Source organism: Alteromonas sp. M12 (assembly GCF_037478005.1).
GTDB lineage: Bacteria > Pseudomonadota > Gammaproteobacteria > Enterobacterales > Alteromonadaceae > Aliiglaciecola > Aliiglaciecola lipolytica_A.
In genome coordinates this window covers 4,620,943-4,639,095 of record NZ_CP144164.1, presented here as the reverse complement: position 1 = coordinate 4,639,095, position 18,153 = coordinate 4,620,943, and the positions used below count along the sequence as shown (strand labels likewise).

The window sequence follows — 18,153 nt, the reverse complement described above, 5'->3', positions numbered from 1 at the left end:
GTTAAGGTGATTAATTTACAATACTTAATTCCGCCCTTTTTTGCCTAAAGCTTTGGCGTTTCTAATGTCTCAATTGGACTAATATGCAGTACAAACAGAAAAGATGGATCAAGATGTTCATCGGCATCATTCTGATATGTTCAGGATGTGCAACTATCGCAAACCTTGATTTAAACCGACTTTACGGTGAAGAAAATACCGATAACCGGATCAATGCAACAACTGAACAATCTTCGCCAGACAGCGCCGCCACAGTTTTTTATGAGACCGAAGTTGCACCTGTTATAAATGCGCGTTGTGTGGTTTGTCATGCTTGTTATGACGCCCCTTGTCAGTTAAAAATGACACACCCTGAAGGCATCGAGCGAGGTGCAAATAAAGAGAAGGTCTATCACGGCTCACGTATTATTGCCGCCACGCCTAATCGACTTTTTATTGATGCGCAAAGCTCAAGTGAATGGCGAGAGCGGGGATTCTATCCAGTATTAAATGAGCGCGAACAGTCAGCTGTGGCTAACACTCAAGCTTCGGTGTTAGCAAAAATGCTCACCTTGAAAAAGCAAAACCCGTTACCAGCCGATAAATTGTTAGATGAGCGCTTTGATGTCAGTATCGACCGCAGCCAACAATGTCCCACAGTGCAAGAGTTCGAAGGTTATGCCCAAAGCCAAGCATTTGGAGGGATGCCTTATGCGCTGCCTGAATTGAGCGATGATGAACATAACACCTTAATCAATTGGATTGAACGAGGTGCTTACATGCCAGCGCCAGCGCCTATTTCGGTTGCAGAACAACAGGCGGTGCAGCAACTAGAAGATTTTTTAAACGCTGAGAGTTTGAAAGAGCAATTGACCGCTCGTTACATTTACGAGCATTTGTTTAGCTCTCATCTGTATTTCAGTGAGCTAAGTGATGACGATGTTCAACCGCAGTTTTTCAATATGGTACGTTCTCGAACGCCCTCTGGGCAGCCGATAGAAATTATTGCTAGTCGTCGTCCGTTTGATGATCCTAAGGTAGAGCGGGTTTATTACCGCTTGTTCCCAGTGCACTCAACAATAGTCAATAAAACCCATCAACCTTATGCCATCAACAAAATTCTGACCGACAAATGGCAAAAATGGTTTATTGAAGCGGATTATACAGTCACAAAAATGCCTAGCTACGAGCCGAAAATCGCAGCCAATCCGTTAACCGCGTTTAGTCAATTACCGGTCAACGCTCGTTATCGTTTTATGTTAGAGCGTGCACAAAATACTATTATGGGGTACATCAAAGGTCCCGTTTGTCGCGGACAAGTCGCGTTGAATGTGATTAACGACAGGTTTTGGGTGTATTTTGTAAAGCCAGAAGTAGCCGCTTCCCCTCAGATCAATCGATTTTATGAAACACAAAAAGACAACCTGCGTTTACCTGCTGAAAAACAAAGTACCGCTTTTGCTGTAACTTGGATCGAATACGCTTCTCGTCAAGGTGATTACATGCGGGCCAGGCAAAACTTCATGAACACTGAACTGGAAAAAGACTACCACTTTAGCCCTGACGATATTTGGGATGGTGATGGTGAAAATCAAAATGCCACATTGACGGTATTTCGTCACTTTGACAATGCTACCGTGATCAAAGGTTTAGTAGGTGAACCGCCTAAAACAGCGTGGGTTATTGACTATGCCCTGCTGGAACGTATTCATTACTTGTTGGTCGCAGGCTTTGATGTGTATGGTAACTATGGTCATCAACTGATGACTCGTTTATACATGGATTTTTTACGTATGGAAGGGGAAACTAATTTCTTAGCATTTTTACCACCAGATAGTCGGCGTGAAGAGTTGGCTTCTTGGTATCAAAAATCTGGTCCCGAATTGACGTCATTTTTTGAAGGTAATGTGCATATTTTTGATCAACCAAGTGGCATTGAATTTAAGACCAAGAATCATAAACAAGAGCTATTTGATATTTTTGCGGAACACTTAAAAAAGGTGCAACCTGTTCGTTACCAATTGAAAGAGAGTGAGCTAACAGGCAAAAGCAAGGCGCTGCTGGCTCAGTTAGCCAATATTAAAGGAAAAAGTGCGTCTGTATTGCCGGAATTAAGCATGATTATGGTTGAACCAAACGATGGCAAACAACCAGAAATTTTTACTCTTGTACGTAACAGTGCGCATTTTAATGTGAATAGCTTATTTTCTGAAAGTGCCAATCGAGATCCAAAAAATGATGACGTAACCTTAGTGCATGGATTGCTCGGTAGTTACCCAGATGCGTTCTGGCGAGTCAAAGAAACTGAGCTTGCTCCCATGGTCGCATTGGCGCAAAAAATTGAAACAGAACAAGATTATGCCGCATTTTTAGACTCATTTGCAGTGCGTCGAACCGCTGCAGACTTCTGGCAATTTAGTGATAAGCTAAACCAAATTTTCAAGCAGCAGAACCCTATCGAAGCAGGCTGGTTAGATTACAACAGGTTGGAAAATCGTTGAGCCAATCGTGGTCATAACTCCAGTTATTCAATACAGTAGCGCACACAACAATATCTGAATAGGTCAAAAGTCATCATTAAAAAGGTGACTTTCTTCACCTGTGCGCTTCACTGTCTGTCGCTATATTAAGCTCTCTTACTTAATATCTTTCTAAAGGATTAATCATGAGCTTATCAATAACTGCACATACTAAAACAATCAATGCGTTTATCGTCTGTGCGCTTGGGGCCCTATTCTGGCTTGCCGCTCCCAGTGCTTTTGGCCAAAACCAACAACCCAATGGTCCTGCTTTTACGGCTCAAATGAGCAAGGTGGACTTGTTTGATAAGTCTCGGCAACGACCGATTAAGGTCACGGTGTGGTTTCCTTCTGAACAAATCGCTGTATGTGAAAAAGCGCCCATTTGTATTGATAAGCGAGGGCATAAAAATAAAGTGTTTGTCTTTTCACATGGTGCGATGGGCGATCCCATGGGGTATAACTGGATAGGGTATGCATTAGCATCTCAAGGGTTTACCGTTTTAGCTCCCTCGCATTTTGGTGAATCTTGGATATATGGCCCAGATAATATCGATCCTCAAGCGGCTTTGCGTATGTGGGATCGTTCCTTGGATATATCCTATGTTCTCAATCAGTTTTCCTCTGCCGAGTATTTAAGTGAACAATTAAACTTCAATAACGTCACTGCCATAGGCCATTCTTCAGGTGGCTTTACAAGCCTAGCGTTGGCGGGTGCGACCTTGGGTAAAGACATGACTCAGTACTGTCAATCAACTGCTGCGCAAAAAGATTTAAGTTGTCAGTATGCAAAGCTATCAGAAGCAAAAAATGATAAGGAAACACTGTTATCTGCAAGCTACAAAGATGAGCGGATTACTGCCGTCATTGCTTTCGATCCTGCTCTGGGTCCATCAGCGGATGTCGAAAGTGTCAGTGAAATTTCTGTCCCCGTGCTACTGATTGCTCCACTTAATAACGACTTTTTAGACTTTGCAGGGCACGCTGGTTTTTATCATCAGCAATTGCAAAATAGCCGCTTGGTGAGCTTACAAAATAATGAAGGTCATTTTGTTTTTTTAGACAGTTGCAAGCATACCCACAAAGCGATGGGAGTTTCCCTGTGTAAAGATAGAGTTGGTGTTGATAGAGAGGCGGTACACAGACAACTGTATGCTGACATCTTTGGATTTATTTTTAGGTCGTAATTGAATTGTATGTTGCGACAAAATAGAGCTGAAATTAATTTGCGGGTTTTCCTGTCTAATACTGAAGATAACAATGGAAAATTGAGGGAGATTGAAATGTGCAGTTCACCCAAAAGCAGCGGTTCAAGCCGCCCGCGCCGTGCTCCGATTAAAAGTATAGCCGAACGTTTAACCTCAGAACAAAGAGCACGATTTACTCTAGTAGCGAATCGTGCACAAGAACGACGTGATCAGCGACAGGCTATCAATAAGCGCTGGGAGCAGAGGAATTTAGATAATTGCCAACAAAAGGCTAGGGCAATTAACAGTACCTCCAACTCTTCGCCTATCATAGCGTGGTTTGCTAAATTGTATTTTGCTATTCGGTAAATTCAAACCCCTAGCATGGCCTTTAGGTCATGGAAATAACCAAAACCTCACAAAGTTGTAGCACGGGCTTTAGGCCGTGGAAACGGTTGCCGTATCCTCGCGGGGGGTAAAGCCCCCGCCTACACATTCCAACCGTAGCATGGCCTTTAGGCCATAGGGAAACCCTTACAACCGCGGCGCTAAAGCACTCCAATAATTATATTTCTTCAATTATGGCGTTTACTTTCTCCAAATAAACTTGCTCTGGAATCTGCCCATTTAAATACAACTGTTTGAGTTTTTCTAAGCGCACTTCAATTTCTGATTTTTGTTGTTGATTAGATGGCTGTGAAACTCTTTGTTGCTGAGTTTCTTTAAAGGTTAAATTACTTTCATGCTGATTAGCTGTTGCCCGAATTTCCCTTGATTGATTTGGCTGTTGGTTATTTTGCTTAGATTGTGCTGCTTGCATAGGTCCATCTAATGCTATTTTAATCCAATCTTTTCGCTGCTTTACCTGAGTTACACCATCGGACAACTGGAGTTGCCATGAGTGATCCGTCTCTGAACTGTAATCACCAGTTGATAATTTAAATCCCTTTAATTCCGAATTGGTGGCAAAGCGTGAATTATTGACACTATTTCCAGCTCTAATGTACTTTTTTTGAATATCGACCTGAGCTTCTGCCAACAACAAATACAGGTCATTTCCACTAACATACACAGAACCGCTGGAATACAATGTCTCTGCGCCTATACCAAGAAATGAGGAATGTCTGTCAGACACCGAAAATATCAATAGTTGATTATTGGCAAGGGATTGTAAGGTGCTAAAAATACCCTCAGATAAAACCTTTACCTCTCGTTCTGTAAAAACTGTTTTTACCTCGTCGCTGCTTACCAAAGAAGACAACAGGCTATCTGAAGATTTAGGCTCGATGCTAATTTTAGCTAAAGCTGAAGCTAAAATGGGTTGAGAAATCTGTGCTGCAGGTTGGTTTTTTGTCGGTATATTTTCAACTTCTTGAATGGCGATATAATCGAGCTTATGCTGCCAAATGGTTTTTTCAAAGCCATGCAGATTGGATGTGTAACCGATCAACATTAAAATTGCTGTAAAACACTGTAAGTTGCTCATAATTATTCGCCGCCAAGTCAGGTTTAGTTGTTTTATTAGTAGCATTAGATACAGCAATATACATACCATAGCCCTAATTACAGAGCGTTATATTCCATTGAAAAGCTAAGGTCATTCTGGATGTGTTGATGGCATTGAGTCTACCGACGCTTTAGGGCGAAATCGGCTTTTAAGATGGGCGACACAGCAACTGTCTTAAAAATCACCAAACTGTATCATCTGCGACACTTGGACATGCAACACTTGATGCTTTTTCTCCTTTACGAAGTTTGTTTCTGACTAAATAGCTTTTGTCATTTTTCTCCCATCTAAATAAAAAAACACTTTCATAACATTGGCTTAACAATAAAGTGAGGATAGTTATAACAGCTGGTGTGACGCTTGCACTAAGTCTTAGGTATTGTTTTTTACCCAACCATATTACAAAGCTAAGGGGTTGCTTGGTATTAGACAATCATTCTGTTTAAACGGATTAGATTATTCCGAGCCGGTGCAGTCCTTGAAAGGAGTCTCATAGAGACACGGCGTAATGATTTATAAACGACTTGAAATTAAAACGTGGGAGTAATTCAAGCATGTCTGATATACCAGTTTATCGTAATTATATTAATGGTGAGTTTAGCGCTGAGCCAACATCCACCATTGAGGTGTTCAACCCTGCAAATGGCCGTTTGTTGTCTAAGGTTCCTAATTCTTCAACTGAAGAAGTTGAACAAGCTATTCATGCTGCTCGAAAAGCGCAGTCTTCATGGGCCCAAAAGCCGGCTATCGAACGCGCAGGTTTTTTAAAGAAAATCGCCGATAAAGTAAGACAGAATGCTGAAAGACTAGCTACTGTCATCGTAAAAGAGCAGGGAAAAACAAAAGAGTTAGCGAACGTAGAAGTTAACTTTACGGCCGACTACATTGATTATATGGCTGAGTGGGCACGTCGCATTGAAGGTGAAGTTGTTACTAGTGATCGACAAGGAGAAAACATCTTTGTCTTTAGGAAGCCCCTTGGCGTAGTCGCGGGAATCTTGCCGTGGAACTTTCCATTCTTTTTGATTGCAAGAAAAATGGCTCCTGCACTTATCACCGGCAATACCATTGTTGTTAAGCCAAGTGAGGAGACGCCAAACAACTGCTTCGAGTTTGCTAAACTTGTGGCTGAAACCGATCTGCCTGCTGGCGTATTCAATGTTGTTTTTGGGACAGGGCACGAGGTGGGTAATGCACTGTCTACCAGCCCTAAAATAGATATGATCAGCTTTACTGGCAGTGTAGGTACAGGTTCAAGAATAATGGCCGCTGCAGCGCCAAATATCACCAAACTTAATTTGGAGTTAGGTGGTAAAGCACCTGCAATAGTATTGGCGGATGCAAATGTTGACTTAGCTGTGGAGGCAATAAAGAACTCGCGAGTGATCAATACAGGGCAAGTTTGTAATTGTGCTGAGCGAGTCTATGTTCAGGCTTCTGTGGCCGATGAATTTACTACCAAATTGAGCGCTGCAATGTCTGCCACACGGTACGGCGATCCCTTAGCACAACCCGATATTGATATGGGACCATTGGTAAATAAAATTGGATTAGATAAAGTTGCTAAAATGGTCGAGTTTGCCAAACAGCAAGGTGCTGAAGTGGTGACTGGCGGAAATTTAGCAGATCTAGGTCAAGGTTTCCATTATCAACCAACAGTCTTGACAGGATGTAATAGCGATATGGAAATTATGCAAAAAGAGATTTTTGGCCCGGTCTTGCCTGTTCAAATTGTCGCAGATTTAGATGAAGCGATTGCTTGTGCAAATGCATCAGAATATGGACTAACATCTTCTGTTTATACTCAGAATTTAAGCCTTGCCATGAACGCGATTAGCGGCTTAGATTATGGAGAGACCTATATCAACCGGGAAAACTTTGAAGCTATGCAAGGTTTCCATGCTGGTGCTCGTAAATCAGGCATCGGAGGTGCTGATGGTAAGCACGGTTTATACGAGTATATGAGAACTCATGTGGCCTATATTCAGTCTTAATCTTATTCGCTGGGTCTCGTTAGTCGAGGCCCTTTGCCATTAAGATCAAAGTTGTATGGAATATCATGGAAAGATTAAAGCGAAAACTCAAAAATCGAGGCGTGAAAGTTGTTGAACTCAGCAGGGAAGAATACGCTAATAAGGGCGTAGCGCTCAACAATACTACAACCTCTTTGACTAGCAACTGCACTGAAGAGTGTGGCGAGATTGCAAACTTTAGTGCTATCTTAGCCGTTGACGAAGGTGGTATCTTTTATTTTGTTGAAAGCACCCTGAACGATTACTTGTTGTTACCTAAAGGTTATCCCTCCAGCATAACCGTTTATGAAAAAAATATATTTGAAAGTGTCGAAGTTGCGACATTTTTTATACAGAACATTGTCCCCAAAAATCAATTACCGCTGCACATCATCAATCCCGCTGAATTGTCCAATCTGCGTCGCGTTTATATTATAAAAAACTAGCTTAATTCAGATGCTTTTTTAGGCTTATTTTGGTGATTAAAAAGGGCATATCGAGTATGCCCTTTTACCTACTTCAGTTAATAATTGCAGTGAGTAAGTCCTATTTAGAAGGTCACTGATGCTTCAGCAATTATGCCGTCCCATTCTGCTCCGCCTGCAGCACCAAACTCAGTAGCACCACCGCCAGAGAATTGTTCTTCTTCTTGTTTCACATATTCAATTTTAAATAAGGTTGAATCATTCATCCACCAACCGGCACCAACCTGTAATCTTGTTGCATCATTTTCCGTCTCGATTCCTTCACTATCGTTTGTCGATTCTTGATAGCGCACCGCTAAATAGGCACTAGCGGTAAGATCGTATTTACCTTCAATTGACCAAAATGCCATTTCTGATTCTTGTTCGATATAGTTGGTCTGCAAGCTACCTTGACCATCTGCCCAACTAAAATCGTCGTTGGCTTTGCCGTATAAAGCATGGATCATGAAGTTATCGGTTTTGTATTGCACGTCGGCTTGCCAGATAAAGGCATCAACGCCGGGTATGATCAACGTATGAGTGCCTCTAGCACTTACCGCCGTACTAGCGAACTGATAGTTGTCACCATCACCTAAGCCTATTGCAGAACCAAATGCTTTGCCTGTTACGGCATCCATATCATGATTGGTTTTGAAGGTACCTGCACCGAAAGAAAGTCCGCTCTTGAAATTCAACGTCCCTCTTAAACCATAGTTATAACCACGACCGTCACTGAAATCAGCAAAGAAGTCAGGTGTAGAAACAACTGCATCCCAGGTGATGTTTGTGTCGTTTGAGACATCATGAACACCGTAAACCCAAACACCTTCTTCAGCGGTGATCATGTCAACTAAGCCATTTCCTACAAATGGATTGGCTTGCACCGCGGCACCATCTGAATAACGTAAGAATGTCTGAGTGGTGGAAATGAGATTACCTAAACGCAAGCCCATGGTATCGGTCATATCAAATTGAATCCAAGCCAAATCTTGCGAGATAGCAGCACTGCCGTTATTCCAATCATTTGGTTCTTCCGCAAGCTCTGCAAATATCGACACTTTTTCGGAAACCTGTGCATTAATGTTCAATGCAAAGCGCAAACGATGGAAGCCTGAGTCAGATTCTGCATCCGCCGGATTTACCGCAGCTCCATCAACTTCCATTCCTGTCTGCCAAGACTGCATGACGGCACCGCTAAATTGAATTTTACTTGTATCAGCAGCGAAGGCTTGGCTAGCTAATAAAGAGGTCAGAATCGCTGATGCGACTTTTAATTTTTTAAATTTAATTTTCATGATTATTTTCCCATTGTATTGTGGCCTGTGAATGGTTAGCCATCGACTATTTCGCAATTCGCATGCCATGGTTTTTACATTTCGATAACAAAATAAAGCTAGTTAAAACAATGGGTTGTGCTTTTTGTTGAAAATTGTGAGTGACGCTTATGTTGCAATGTTGCATTAGTGATGCGACAAGTGAATGATACCTGTGATAAACATGCTACGAGCGGATTTGAGGTATCAAAAAAAGCCAACGCAAGGCGCGTTAGCTATTTTTAATCGAGGCTAATTTAGGTTAGTTAAGTGGCGCAATAAGACTGTGGTTTTTTTAGTCGTTTGCTAGTAAATTTCGTTAGGTTGAACGATGTTATATTTGCGCATTTTTCGATATACAGTGGAGCGGCAAATATTCAACTCTTCTGACACTTGAGTGATATTCCAACGATACTTTTTAAGGGTTTCTAGTAAATGCTGTCCTTCCTGATTTCCCACATAATTTGAAAGTGTTTTATTTTGCTCAACAGAGTCTTCAATTGGAGCTTTGTTTTCTAATTGTATGTTGGCACTTACTATGTCTTTGGGGAGGCAGTCTACTTCAATTTTATTGTCTTCGGATAACGCTTCTGCAAACTTTAGAGCGCTGACTAACTGGCGGATATTGCCAGGCCAATGATAACTGTGCAAAATACTCCGTGCCTGCTCGGAGACTTGGATTTGTTGCTCAGAATTTAGATTGTTCAACAGATAATTAATTATAAAATCTTTGTCTTTTCTATCTCTTAAGTTTGGTAATTCGATAGACATACCGTTTAAACGATAATAAAAATCTTCCCGAAACAATTTTTGGCCAATTAATTCGTGCAAATTTTGGTGGGTAGCTGAGATAACTTGAATATCGATATGCGTCGGCTCAGAAGCGCCTAGTGGGATGGTCTCCCTCTCAGCTAAAACCCGTAACAAACGGGTTTGCAGTTGGATCGGCATATCACCTATTTCGTCCAGAAATATAGTGCCTCCGTGGGCCAACTCCAATTTACCTTTCATTCCCTTTTTATTCGCACCAGTAAAAGTACCGCTGCGGTAACCGAATAATTCGCTTTCGATCAAAGATTCTGGAATAGCTGCACAATTGAGGGCGATGAAAGGTCCATCAGAACGGTCGCTTGCACGATGAATTGCGCGTGCAAAAGCTTCTTTTCCTGTACCCGTTTCACCGGTAATCAGGAATGGAATATCTTTATTAATGACCCGCATGATTTGTTTAATTTGCGACTGTGCAACGGGGTCTTCCCCCGCGAGCTGTTGCAAAGTCGGGTGCGCTTTCATTGCTAAGCTTTCTGTGGGTTTTCGTTCTGCAACAGTGTGTACACTGTTTAACTTGCCAGATGGAACCCGTAAGCCAATCTCAATTTCCTCTAGCATCTTAGGCGAGAAGGATCGCACGACGACGCCGCCACCTTTACTTTTGGTAAGCAACTCATCAATTGATTGACCAACGATATCTTCTATTTGACTGCCCGGAAGTTGTTGATCTGCAGGCAATAATGAATCGTATTCAGCGAAAGCAGAACGATTTGCACCTACGATGATACCTCGTTCATTCACCGCTAAGAGTTGTTCTTGAATGAGATCTGCAAAGCTTTCTGTTGGTTTAATACTCATGGTGATTTGATTGCGATATGCTTGTCGAAAATAACTATTTTCGATCATTCGTCCGTACATCATTACCATTTGTAAGGTCAAAAATTGGTTTTCTTTGTTTTTCGAAGCACCTAAACAAGAGGCATTTAAGCAACCTCTTAATTCACCCATTGGATCGAAAATAGGTGTGACTGAGCAACTCAATTGGCTTTGTTCAGCAAAAAAATGTTCGTGTTGATGAACGATAATTGACTCTTTTTCAGCTAAACAAGTACCAATTCCATTTGTTCCAACTTGTTTTTCTGACCATCCAGCTCCAACTCGTAATCCAGATTTCTGACATTTTTCACGAATACTATTAGGTATTTTAGCGTCTAAAGTTAAGCCTGTTTCATCGGTTAAAACAACAGAAAAACCGGCATTTGAAATTCGTTTTGCAAGGCCAGTAACACCATGCTTTGCAATATTTAAAAAGTCTTCTTGTCGCTGCAACTGTTGTTGCATTTCACTACTAGATAAAATCTCTACTTCGCTTTGTTTATGCGGGTCAAGGCCATATTTCAAAATACTTCGCTGCCAAGAATTGACGATCATTTCATTCGGTTTTACATCTCGTTTTTGAAAATTTCCGGTCATAAAAGCGATAACATCGTTTGTCGATTTGAGCTGAGGTGCTTGTCTCATTTTATCCATTCTCCAACACAATTAAATTCCTAGCGTAAACAGCAAATTTTTCACTATTTTCGTTCTATTCATTTAGACCTTCCCTTTCACCATAACACTGAATTTTTAAATGTTTAACATTTATTTGACATATGTTTGCAATGTTCAATATATCCAAAATTTAGGTGTCTCATTTTCGCATTTATGCTGCAACACCTGTGTACTATTTAAAAATCATGTTTTCAAAAGGTTAAAGGCTATAAATAATAATTCGTTAAAAATCAGCTGGTTATAAAATTATTTAAAGGGAAATGTTATTGGCATGTTAATTGATTCATAAGTTCGCCAATCAAAAAATCAAACAGGGGCACGGATAATAATGAAATCTTTAGTATTTAAAATGAAATATCTTAGTTGTTGCATAGGCGCTGTAGGGCTGATATCCGCTTATTCGGTATCAGCAGCAAACCTGACAACCCTTAACAAAAAAATTGAAAACTATAAAACGGTTACCCACAAACGATTAGTTGAAGCAGCACCCCAAGACTGGTTGTTGCCTAAAGGTAATTACGAAGGCTGGATGTACAGTAAGCTAAAAGAAATCAACTCTAAAAACGTTAGTAAGCTTAAACCGGTTTGGACTTACTCTACGAATTTGGACTCAGGTCATGAAGCACCTGCACAAATTAACAATGGCGTTATGTTTGTATCTACACCTTACAACAACGTACTTGCATTAAATGCCAAAACTGGACAACTGTATTGGCGTTATAAGCATGATAATCCGTATGATTTGAGTGTTATGCACAATACTAGTCGTGGTGTAGCCTTGTGGGGTGACAAAGTTTATGTTGCTGGCCTAGATGGCACACTTAACGCGTTAGATGCAGCAACGGGTGAACGTTTGTGTCAAAGCCAAATCGGTGATTGGAGCATAGGTGCATACATCACGTCAGCGCCTACTCCAGTGAAAGGCAAAATTCTAGTCGGTCCTTCAGGCGGCGAATATGGTGTACGTGGTTTCCTTGAAGCTATGGATGCAGAAACCTGCGAAACTGCTTGGAAAACCTATAGCGTACCTGGCCCTGGTGAGCCTGGCCATGAAACCTGGAAAAAAGAAGGAAAACGTCCTGACGCTTGGAAATATGGTGGCGGCAGTATGTGGATGCCTGGCAATTATGACGCCGATGAAGATATCCTTTATTGGGGCGTAGGTAACGGTTCGCCTTGGTTAGGTGACCAACGTCCAGGTGATAACTTGTATGTTGCATCTTCTATCGCGATGGATCCTGACACCGGCAAAATTAAGGGGCACTATCAGTACCACTATAACGACTCTTGGGATTGGGCTGCGATGAACGCACCTATGCTGATTGATGGCCTCAAAGACGGTAGAAAAAAGGTTAAAGGTTTAGTTTCTCCACAACGTAACGGTTACATGTATTGGTTAGAAAGAGATGGTAAAGGCAAGATTGAATATCTCGAAGGCAAACCTTTCGTAGCGAACAATGCGTTTAAATCTTTGGATCCTAAAACGGGTCGTCCTACCTATGATTACGACCACGTTCCAGTCACTGGCAAACGTGTCTCTTACTGCCCAAGTCTTTGGGGTGGGAAAAACTGGCCTTACGAATCATATAACCCAGATACAGGGATGATGTATGTACCAGCAAACGACAACATTTGTAATTCCTTCGAAGGTAAATTCCAAGATGATGTTGAACCTGCTTCAGGTCAATTCTGGGCTGGTATCGATATTCCTGACTTAGACGTGTATTTAGCTGATAAGAATAAAGGTGTTGGCCAGATGCAGGCGTGGGATGTGAACAAGCGCGAAAAAGTATGGCAGCACGATTACGGCAAAACCATGAACTGGGGACCTGTTCTATCTACAGCTGGCAACATTGTATTTAGCGCCGGTACCAATGATCGCATGTTGCGAGCATTTGATGCCAAAACTGGCGAAGTACTTTGGGAGTTCCCTTTGAACTCAACCGCTATTGCACCACCTGTCGCTTATGAAGTGGACGGTAAGCAATACATAGCTATAACCGCTGGCTACGGTGTTGATCCTCATTGGACCAATGGTGTTTTGGCAGCAAAAGACGAAACCGGTGAATGGATATCAGATGTGCCTGAAGGTGGCGTAATCTGGGTATTCGCTTTACCTGACGCTTAAAAAGCTTGAAGGGGAGGCGAGTGTCTCCCCTGACTTTCATAAACCAATAAAATAAAAAGTCTATTTAGCCTGCTGAAGTTCGAGGTGTAGCAATGAAAGAAAAAATAAATAACAAGCATGATGATATCGAGCAAGCAGCATGCTGTGGTTGTGCCCAAACCAATCAAAATCACGGTACCGATAGCAAGAGACGCAATTTGCTGAAATATCTTGCTTTAGCAATACCGGCAGTGAACTGTTTCACTGGAAATACAGCATTAGCTGCAATCAAGAAAAAATCGCCAGAAAGTAAATTGCCCCCACAAGTAGGTGATCGTTTTACCTATTTTAGCAAGCGTTTACAGGGACCTTTAATCAAAATATCTGATCTCGCTGAATCAGATAAACAATTGCTAGTGGTACCTGTGGATCCAAAAACCGGGGAAGTGCGAGATGGCTCTCGTTACAACCAAATTCTGATTCAAAAGCTGTCTAAAGAATCGCTATCGACAGAAACACAGCAAATGTCTGCCGACGGCATAGTTGCTTACTCCGCCATATGTACTCACGCAGGCTGCCCAGTCACCGGTTGGGTAGAAGAGGAAGAAAACTATATGTGTCCTTGCCATCAGTCGGTTTTTAATCCTAAAGAAGGCGGCGGAGTGGTGTCTGGTCCTGCGCCAAGAAAATTACCAGCCTTGGCATTAGCCGCTGAAAACGATGAACTCGTGGTTGCCGCAGAGTTTAATAGTTGGATTGGATTTGGAAAGCCACCGCGGTGAACACGTTAAGTCAAATTAATTGGTAGTGCGTCAAATGCTACTTAATAGATAACCAAAGAGAGTTAATTATGAAAAAAGTCAGTATTAGTTTAATTGTTATTTCACAAATGCTTTTGGGACTTGCTGCATCAACAACTGTATCAGCCGCTGCGAAACCGATTACAGGAGTGAGTTGTAATGGTGGTTTTTTCGTAAGAACACCTGACAAACATATTCATTGGATTGATGAAAAAACCGAAGAGCATGTTCAGGTTTATGACAAAAGTGATGACATTTATGCCATGGCACAATGTGGCACGGGCGTGGTGACGGTTTTTGAAAAGCAAATCGATGGTGAGCAACAATACAATGCGACCTATAGCCCAAATTGCATGAACATTGGCAGTGAAAAAGGCTTGTCGTCACATATTTATCAAGGTAAAGAAAAGATAAATAAGATCGATGCAAAGGACGGAAAACTCGAGATTCGCTTTGTTAATAACACTTACCTGCGTGGTGAGACCTGTGCGTCAGTTAGTGCAGGAAAATAAAGTGTTAGCGCGCGCTTTTGGGCACGTTGCAGTGGTTAAGCAGTTAATCTGCTTTGCCACTGCTTTTTTGTTTTTAATCAGCTGTACCGGCACTAAAAGTCCGACTCACGCAACAATAGACGCTGATCGAGTGATGCTCAGAGCAGTACTTGATAAGCTAGAACAATCTTATCCTCTTTTACCTAGCGTCGATGAAAAACCAACATCATCACCGCTTTTTAGGTTGGGCAAAGAATTATTTTTTAGCCGCTCGTTAAGTGGCAACAAAGACGTTGCTTGCGCTAGTTGTCATCATCCGTACCTTGCAGGCGGAGATAAACTTAGTTTGCCAGTTGGCGAGTCAGCTTATGATCCCGAGTTGCTTGGTCCCGGCCGTTGGCATGACTGGCAGTCTTCTGCTGATCCTAATGCGGATGGCGCGCCAAACGTTGCGCGTCACGCACAAAGCACTTTTAATTCTTCATTATATAATCGAGCAATGTTTTACGACGGTCGTGTTTTTGTTTTAGATGACGAGTCTAAGAATGGCGGTCAGGGCCAAAACCATCGCACACCTGATAGTAATTTATGGTTAGGAGATATTGCTGCAGGCAATGATCTTTTGGCCAGTCAAACCCGTTTTCCAGTGGTCTCAAATGACGAAATGCGCGGCTATAGTTTCGCCACTGCACAAACTCATGAAGGCATACGTGACGCACTTGTAGCAAGAATGAAACAGCATGATAAAAATCAGTCATGGTTAAAATTGTTTCGTGCCGCATTTGGTGAACCTGATGCTAATGCCGATACGTTGATAAATTTTAGCAATATTGAAAAAGCCATTTCGTACTACCAATCTACCCAAGTGTTAATTGATAATGATTGGTATGCCTATATCAAAGGCGACGAAGATGCACTAACAGATTTACAAGTTGAAGGTGCATTATTATTCTTCAACCAATCGCAACAAGGCGGTGCTGATTGTGTTGCTTGCCACACTCCGCCAATTTTTTCCGATGAACAGTTCCACAACATTGCTGTTCCCCAATTTGGTAGAGGCAAGCAGCCCAATGGTGAAGATTTTGGACGTCGAGGGGTCACGCAAAAAGACCAAGATAGATTCGCGTTTCGGACACCCACTTTACTGAACGTGACCGCGACTGCTCCTTACACACACTCGGGAGCATTTACCCAATTGTCGGATGTTATTGCTCATCATATCGATCCTGTGAACTCCGTTGAAAATTACGATTTTAGTTTCGCCAATAATCCGCAAATGCAGTATGTCAGTGAGTTAAATCCGCAGGCCAAAGCGCATTCTCAAAAGCCGCTTAAATTTTTATTAGAACAACAACAGCAAGGTTTGAGTAAACTACCCAGTGATGTGCATATTAATACCCATCAAAGGGATGCCATTGTAGCTTTTCTCAGTGCGTTGACTGACCCCTGTTTGAATAATCAAGAATGCCTTGCGGTTTGGGTGCCAAATGAAAATGAAGACGCACCCGACTCACTGCGTCTAAATGCAAAAATGGGTGATTTTGCTCCTCCTCCTAAACCTTTGGCTAGTCTGAGCAAAACCTTAATCACTGATAACCGCAGTACGCTCAAATCTTCAGGTCGGATAAAAGCCATCGTACTTGAGTCCCACTTATTTGGTTGCGAAGTCGCAAAGGTGGACGAGATTGACAATAAGCCCCATCAATTCAAAGAAGTGGCTTTAAGATCGGGGTTAACTAAGCGACATCACATTTCTTGGCCACTTTATAATCTACAATCTGCACAACGCCTAATTTTTAGTGGCGGTGTTGCCGCTGGCGATGTTGACGGCGATTGTTGGCCAGATATTTTTCAACCTACCGGAGATGGCTCGGCAGACGTTTTATACCGAAACAACCGAGATGGCAGTTTCACCGACATATCTAAACAATGGGGAATTACCTCTAAAGAATTATCGAATGGCGTTGCCATGGTCGATATCGATGGCGACAACGATTTGGATATTATTACCTCTAATTTGGTTCACCCTAATTTGTCTTCTATAGCAGGTGAGTTAAATGGTGATCAACATAGCCAGAATCCCACGTTATACATTAATCATAACAATCAAAAATTTATACCGATTAAAAACTCAGGTATTGCAGCGCAGTTAACCAGTTGGTCATTTGCGTTTGCCGATTATGATTTGGATGGTGATTTAGATGCATTAACGACCCACTGGCGAGGTCCTGGATTGGGAGGTCAACAGCCCAACCATTTGTGGGAAAATGTTAGCTCTGGTACTACTTTGGAGTTTGTCGCAGCTGATAAAAAAGCGCATTTAATGGAAATGATCGGCAGCACTGACTTTACCTTTACCGGTACCTTCTCTGACATTGATGACGATGGCTACCCAGATCTGTTGATGGCCGCCGATTTTGAAACTAGTCAGGTGTATAAAAATAGCGGTAATGGTCGCTTTGAAAATACCACCCACTTATCACAGATTACCGATAAAAACGGTATGGGCAGTGCTGTGGCTGATTATGATAATGATGGCGATCTGGATTGGTTTGTCAGCAGTGTATCTGACTCCAATGGTAAAGCTGAAGGAAACTGGGGAGTAGAAGGAAACCGTCTATACAACAATATTGATGGACAATTTATTGATGTGACGGACGAGGCTGGAGTTGCCGAAGGGTTGTGGGCTTGGGGAGCGTGTTTCGCCGATTTCAATAATGACCAATGGCCCGATATCTTTCACGTGAATGGCTTTGATTTGGATAGTGAGTTACGCAAACACTTGGGTAGCCCCTATGCCTATATGAAGTTAAAACGTTCAATGCGAGAATTTGAAAACACCCCAAGTCGTTTATTTATGTCTAATCAAGATGGCACTTTTAGCGAACAGAGCAGTGAGCTTGGGATTACCGATACGTTATCAGGACGCGGTGTTGCCTGTTTAGATTATGACCGAGATGGTGATGTTGATATTTTAGTCAGCAATCATCAAGACCGATTGTTGTTATATAAAAACAACGCATCTTCGTCTGCAGACAAAGGGTTCATTCATTTGACCTTACAAGGGCTGGGTAAAAATACCCAAGCTATAGGTGCAAAAGTATACGTCACCGCCAATGGCATAACGCAATTGCAAGAGGTTCGGTCTGGCGGAAGTTTTATATCTAGCTCTCCATCTGAATTACATTTTGGTTTAGCAGATGCCGATGTTGTCGATGAAATTCGTATTGTGTGGCCTGGCTCGGAACAGTTTGAAAGCGTTCATCGGAATGTTGTGGTGAATAAGTTTTATACCATTAAACAAACCCAAAAGCTGGATGATGAGTTAGGTAACTCGGCTCTTCAAGCAATGACAATATCTTCTAAAAATGCAGATAACATCAGTGAGTAAATCATTTCAAAACTCAACCATTTGTTATTTAAATCTTAGTTTCAAAATAGGAAAAAACTGA

The 18,153-nt window shown here is 41.9% G+C and carries 12 protein-coding genes; 9 read left to right on the top strand and 3 right to left on the bottom strand.

What is annotated here, in order from left to right; genetic code table 11:
• The first annotated feature begins 83 nt into the window (after positions 1 to 83).
• From VUI23_RS19910 to VUI23_RS19900, 3 genes are all read left to right on the top strand, one after another.
• Positions 84 to 2,480 (top strand): fatty acid cis/trans isomerase, encoded by a 2,397-nt coding sequence (locus tag VUI23_RS19910; RefSeq protein ID WP_342805670.1) that lies wholly within the window; start codon positions 84 to 86, stop codon positions 2,478 to 2,480.
• A gap of 164 nt (positions 2,481 to 2,644) precedes the next feature.
• The gene (locus VUI23_RS19905; protein ID WP_216047895.1) at positions 2,645 to 3,685 is read left to right on the top strand and encodes a hypothetical protein; all 1,041 of its coding nucleotides are present in this window, start codon (positions 2,645 to 2,647) and stop codon (positions 3,683 to 3,685) included.
• A gap of 96 nt (positions 3,686 to 3,781) precedes the next feature.
• The gene (locus VUI23_RS19900; protein WP_342805668.1) at positions 3,782 to 4,054 is read left to right on the top strand and encodes a hypothetical protein; all 273 of its coding nucleotides are present in this window, start codon (positions 3,782 to 3,784) and stop codon (positions 4,052 to 4,054) included.
• 196 nt (positions 4,055 to 4,250) lie between these two features.
• Here VUI23_RS19900 and VUI23_RS19895 read toward each other — a convergent pair whose 3' ends face one another.
• The gene (locus VUI23_RS19895) at positions 4,251 to 5,171 is read right to left on the bottom strand and encodes a hypothetical protein (protein ID WP_342805666.1); all 921 of its coding nucleotides are present in this window, start codon (positions 5,169 to 5,171) and stop codon (positions 4,251 to 4,253) included.
• Positions 5,172 to 5,746: 575 nt separating this feature from the next.
• On the opposite strand from VUI23_RS19895, the gene aldA reads away from it, so the two are divergent.
• Together aldA and VUI23_RS19885 are read left to right on the top strand one after the other, a co-directional pair.
• Positions 5,747 to 7,186 (top strand): aldehyde dehydrogenase, encoded by a 1,440-nt coding sequence (gene aldA / locus VUI23_RS19890; protein ID WP_342805664.1) that lies wholly within the window; start codon positions 5,747 to 5,749, stop codon positions 7,184 to 7,186.
• 65 nt (positions 7,187 to 7,251) lie between these two features.
• Complete coding sequence (locus VUI23_RS19885) at positions 7,252 to 7,650, top strand: hypothetical protein (RefSeq protein WP_342805662.1); 399 nt, start codon at positions 7,252 to 7,254, stop codon at positions 7,648 to 7,650.
• A gap of 104 nt (positions 7,651 to 7,754) precedes the next feature.
• Here VUI23_RS19885 and VUI23_RS19880 read toward each other — a convergent pair whose 3' ends face one another.
• Positions 7,755 to 8,963 (bottom strand): hypothetical protein, encoded by a 1,209-nt coding sequence (locus VUI23_RS19880; protein WP_216047899.1) that lies wholly within the window; start codon positions 8,961 to 8,963, stop codon positions 7,755 to 7,757.
• Positions 8,964 to 9,287: 324 nt separating this feature from the next.
• Positions 9,288 to 11,273 (bottom strand): sigma-54-dependent Fis family transcriptional regulator, encoded by a 1,986-nt coding sequence (locus tag VUI23_RS19875; RefSeq protein ID WP_342805660.1) that lies wholly within the window; start codon positions 11,271 to 11,273, stop codon positions 9,288 to 9,290.
• Between the two features lie 358 nt (positions 11,274 to 11,631).
• Here VUI23_RS19875 and VUI23_RS19870 point away from each other — a divergent pair, with 358 nt between their 5' ends.
• From VUI23_RS19870 to VUI23_RS19855, 4 genes are all read left to right on the top strand, one after another.
• Positions 11,632 to 13,431 (top strand): PQQ-dependent dehydrogenase, methanol/ethanol family, encoded by a 1,800-nt coding sequence (locus VUI23_RS19870; RefSeq protein ID WP_252728983.1) that lies wholly within the window; start codon positions 11,632 to 11,634, stop codon positions 13,429 to 13,431.
• Positions 13,432 to 13,523: 92 nt separating this feature from the next.
• Complete coding sequence (locus tag VUI23_RS19865) at positions 13,524 to 14,192, top strand: Rieske 2Fe-2S domain-containing protein (RefSeq protein ID WP_342805658.1); 669 nt, start codon at positions 13,524 to 13,526, stop codon at positions 14,190 to 14,192.
• 68 nt (positions 14,193 to 14,260) lie between these two features.
• Positions 14,261 to 14,722: a hypothetical protein gene (locus tag VUI23_RS19860; protein WP_342805656.1), complete on the top strand. Its 462-nt coding sequence runs from the start codon at positions 14,261 to 14,263 to the stop codon at positions 14,720 to 14,722.
• Positions 14,697 to 18,092 carry an FG-GAP-like repeat-containing protein gene (locus VUI23_RS19855; RefSeq protein WP_342805654.1) on the top strand — a complete coding sequence of 1,132 codons (3,396 nt, stop codon included), beginning with the start codon at positions 14,697 to 14,699 and terminating at the stop codon, positions 18,090 to 18,092. The genes VUI23_RS19860 and VUI23_RS19855 overlap by 26 nt, the downstream gene beginning before the upstream one ends.
• The last annotated feature ends 61 nt before the right edge of the window (positions 18,093 to 18,153 follow it).

Coding starts and splice junctions, on each gene's coding strand:
- VUI23_RS19885 (WP_342805662.1), top strand. CDS start 7,252: ATGGAAAGATTAAAGCGAAAACTCAAAAATCGAGGCGTGAAAGTTGTT.
- VUI23_RS19860 (WP_342805656.1), top strand. CDS start 14,261: ATGAAAAAAGTCAGTATTAGTTTAATTGTTATTTCACAAATGCTTTTG.
- VUI23_RS19895 (WP_342805666.1), bottom strand. CDS start 5,171: ATGAGCAACTTACAGTGTTTTACAGCAATTTTAATGTTGATCGGTTAC.
- VUI23_RS19905 (WP_216047895.1), top strand. CDS start 2,645: ATGAGCTTATCAATAACTGCACATACTAAAACAATCAATGCGTTTATC.
- VUI23_RS19870 (WP_252728983.1), top strand. CDS start 11,632: ATGAAATCTTTAGTATTTAAAATGAAATATCTTAGTTGTTGCATAGGC.
- VUI23_RS19865 (WP_342805658.1), top strand. CDS start 13,524: ATGAAAGAAAAAATAAATAACAAGCATGATGATATCGAGCAAGCAGCA.
- VUI23_RS19875 (WP_342805660.1), bottom strand. CDS start 11,273: ATGAGACAAGCACCTCAGCTCAAATCGACAAACGATGTTATCGCTTTT.
- VUI23_RS19880 (WP_216047899.1), bottom strand. CDS start 8,963: ATGAAAATTAAATTTAAAAAATTAAAAGTCGCATCAGCGATTCTGACC.
- VUI23_RS19900 (WP_342805668.1), top strand. CDS start 3,782: ATGTGCAGTTCACCCAAAAGCAGCGGTTCAAGCCGCCCGCGCCGTGCT.
- aldA (WP_342805664.1), top strand. CDS start 5,747: ATGTCTGATATACCAGTTTATCGTAATTATATTAATGGTGAGTTTAGC.
- VUI23_RS19910 (WP_342805670.1), top strand. CDS start 84: ATGCAGTACAAACAGAAAAGATGGATCAAGATGTTCATCGGCATCATT.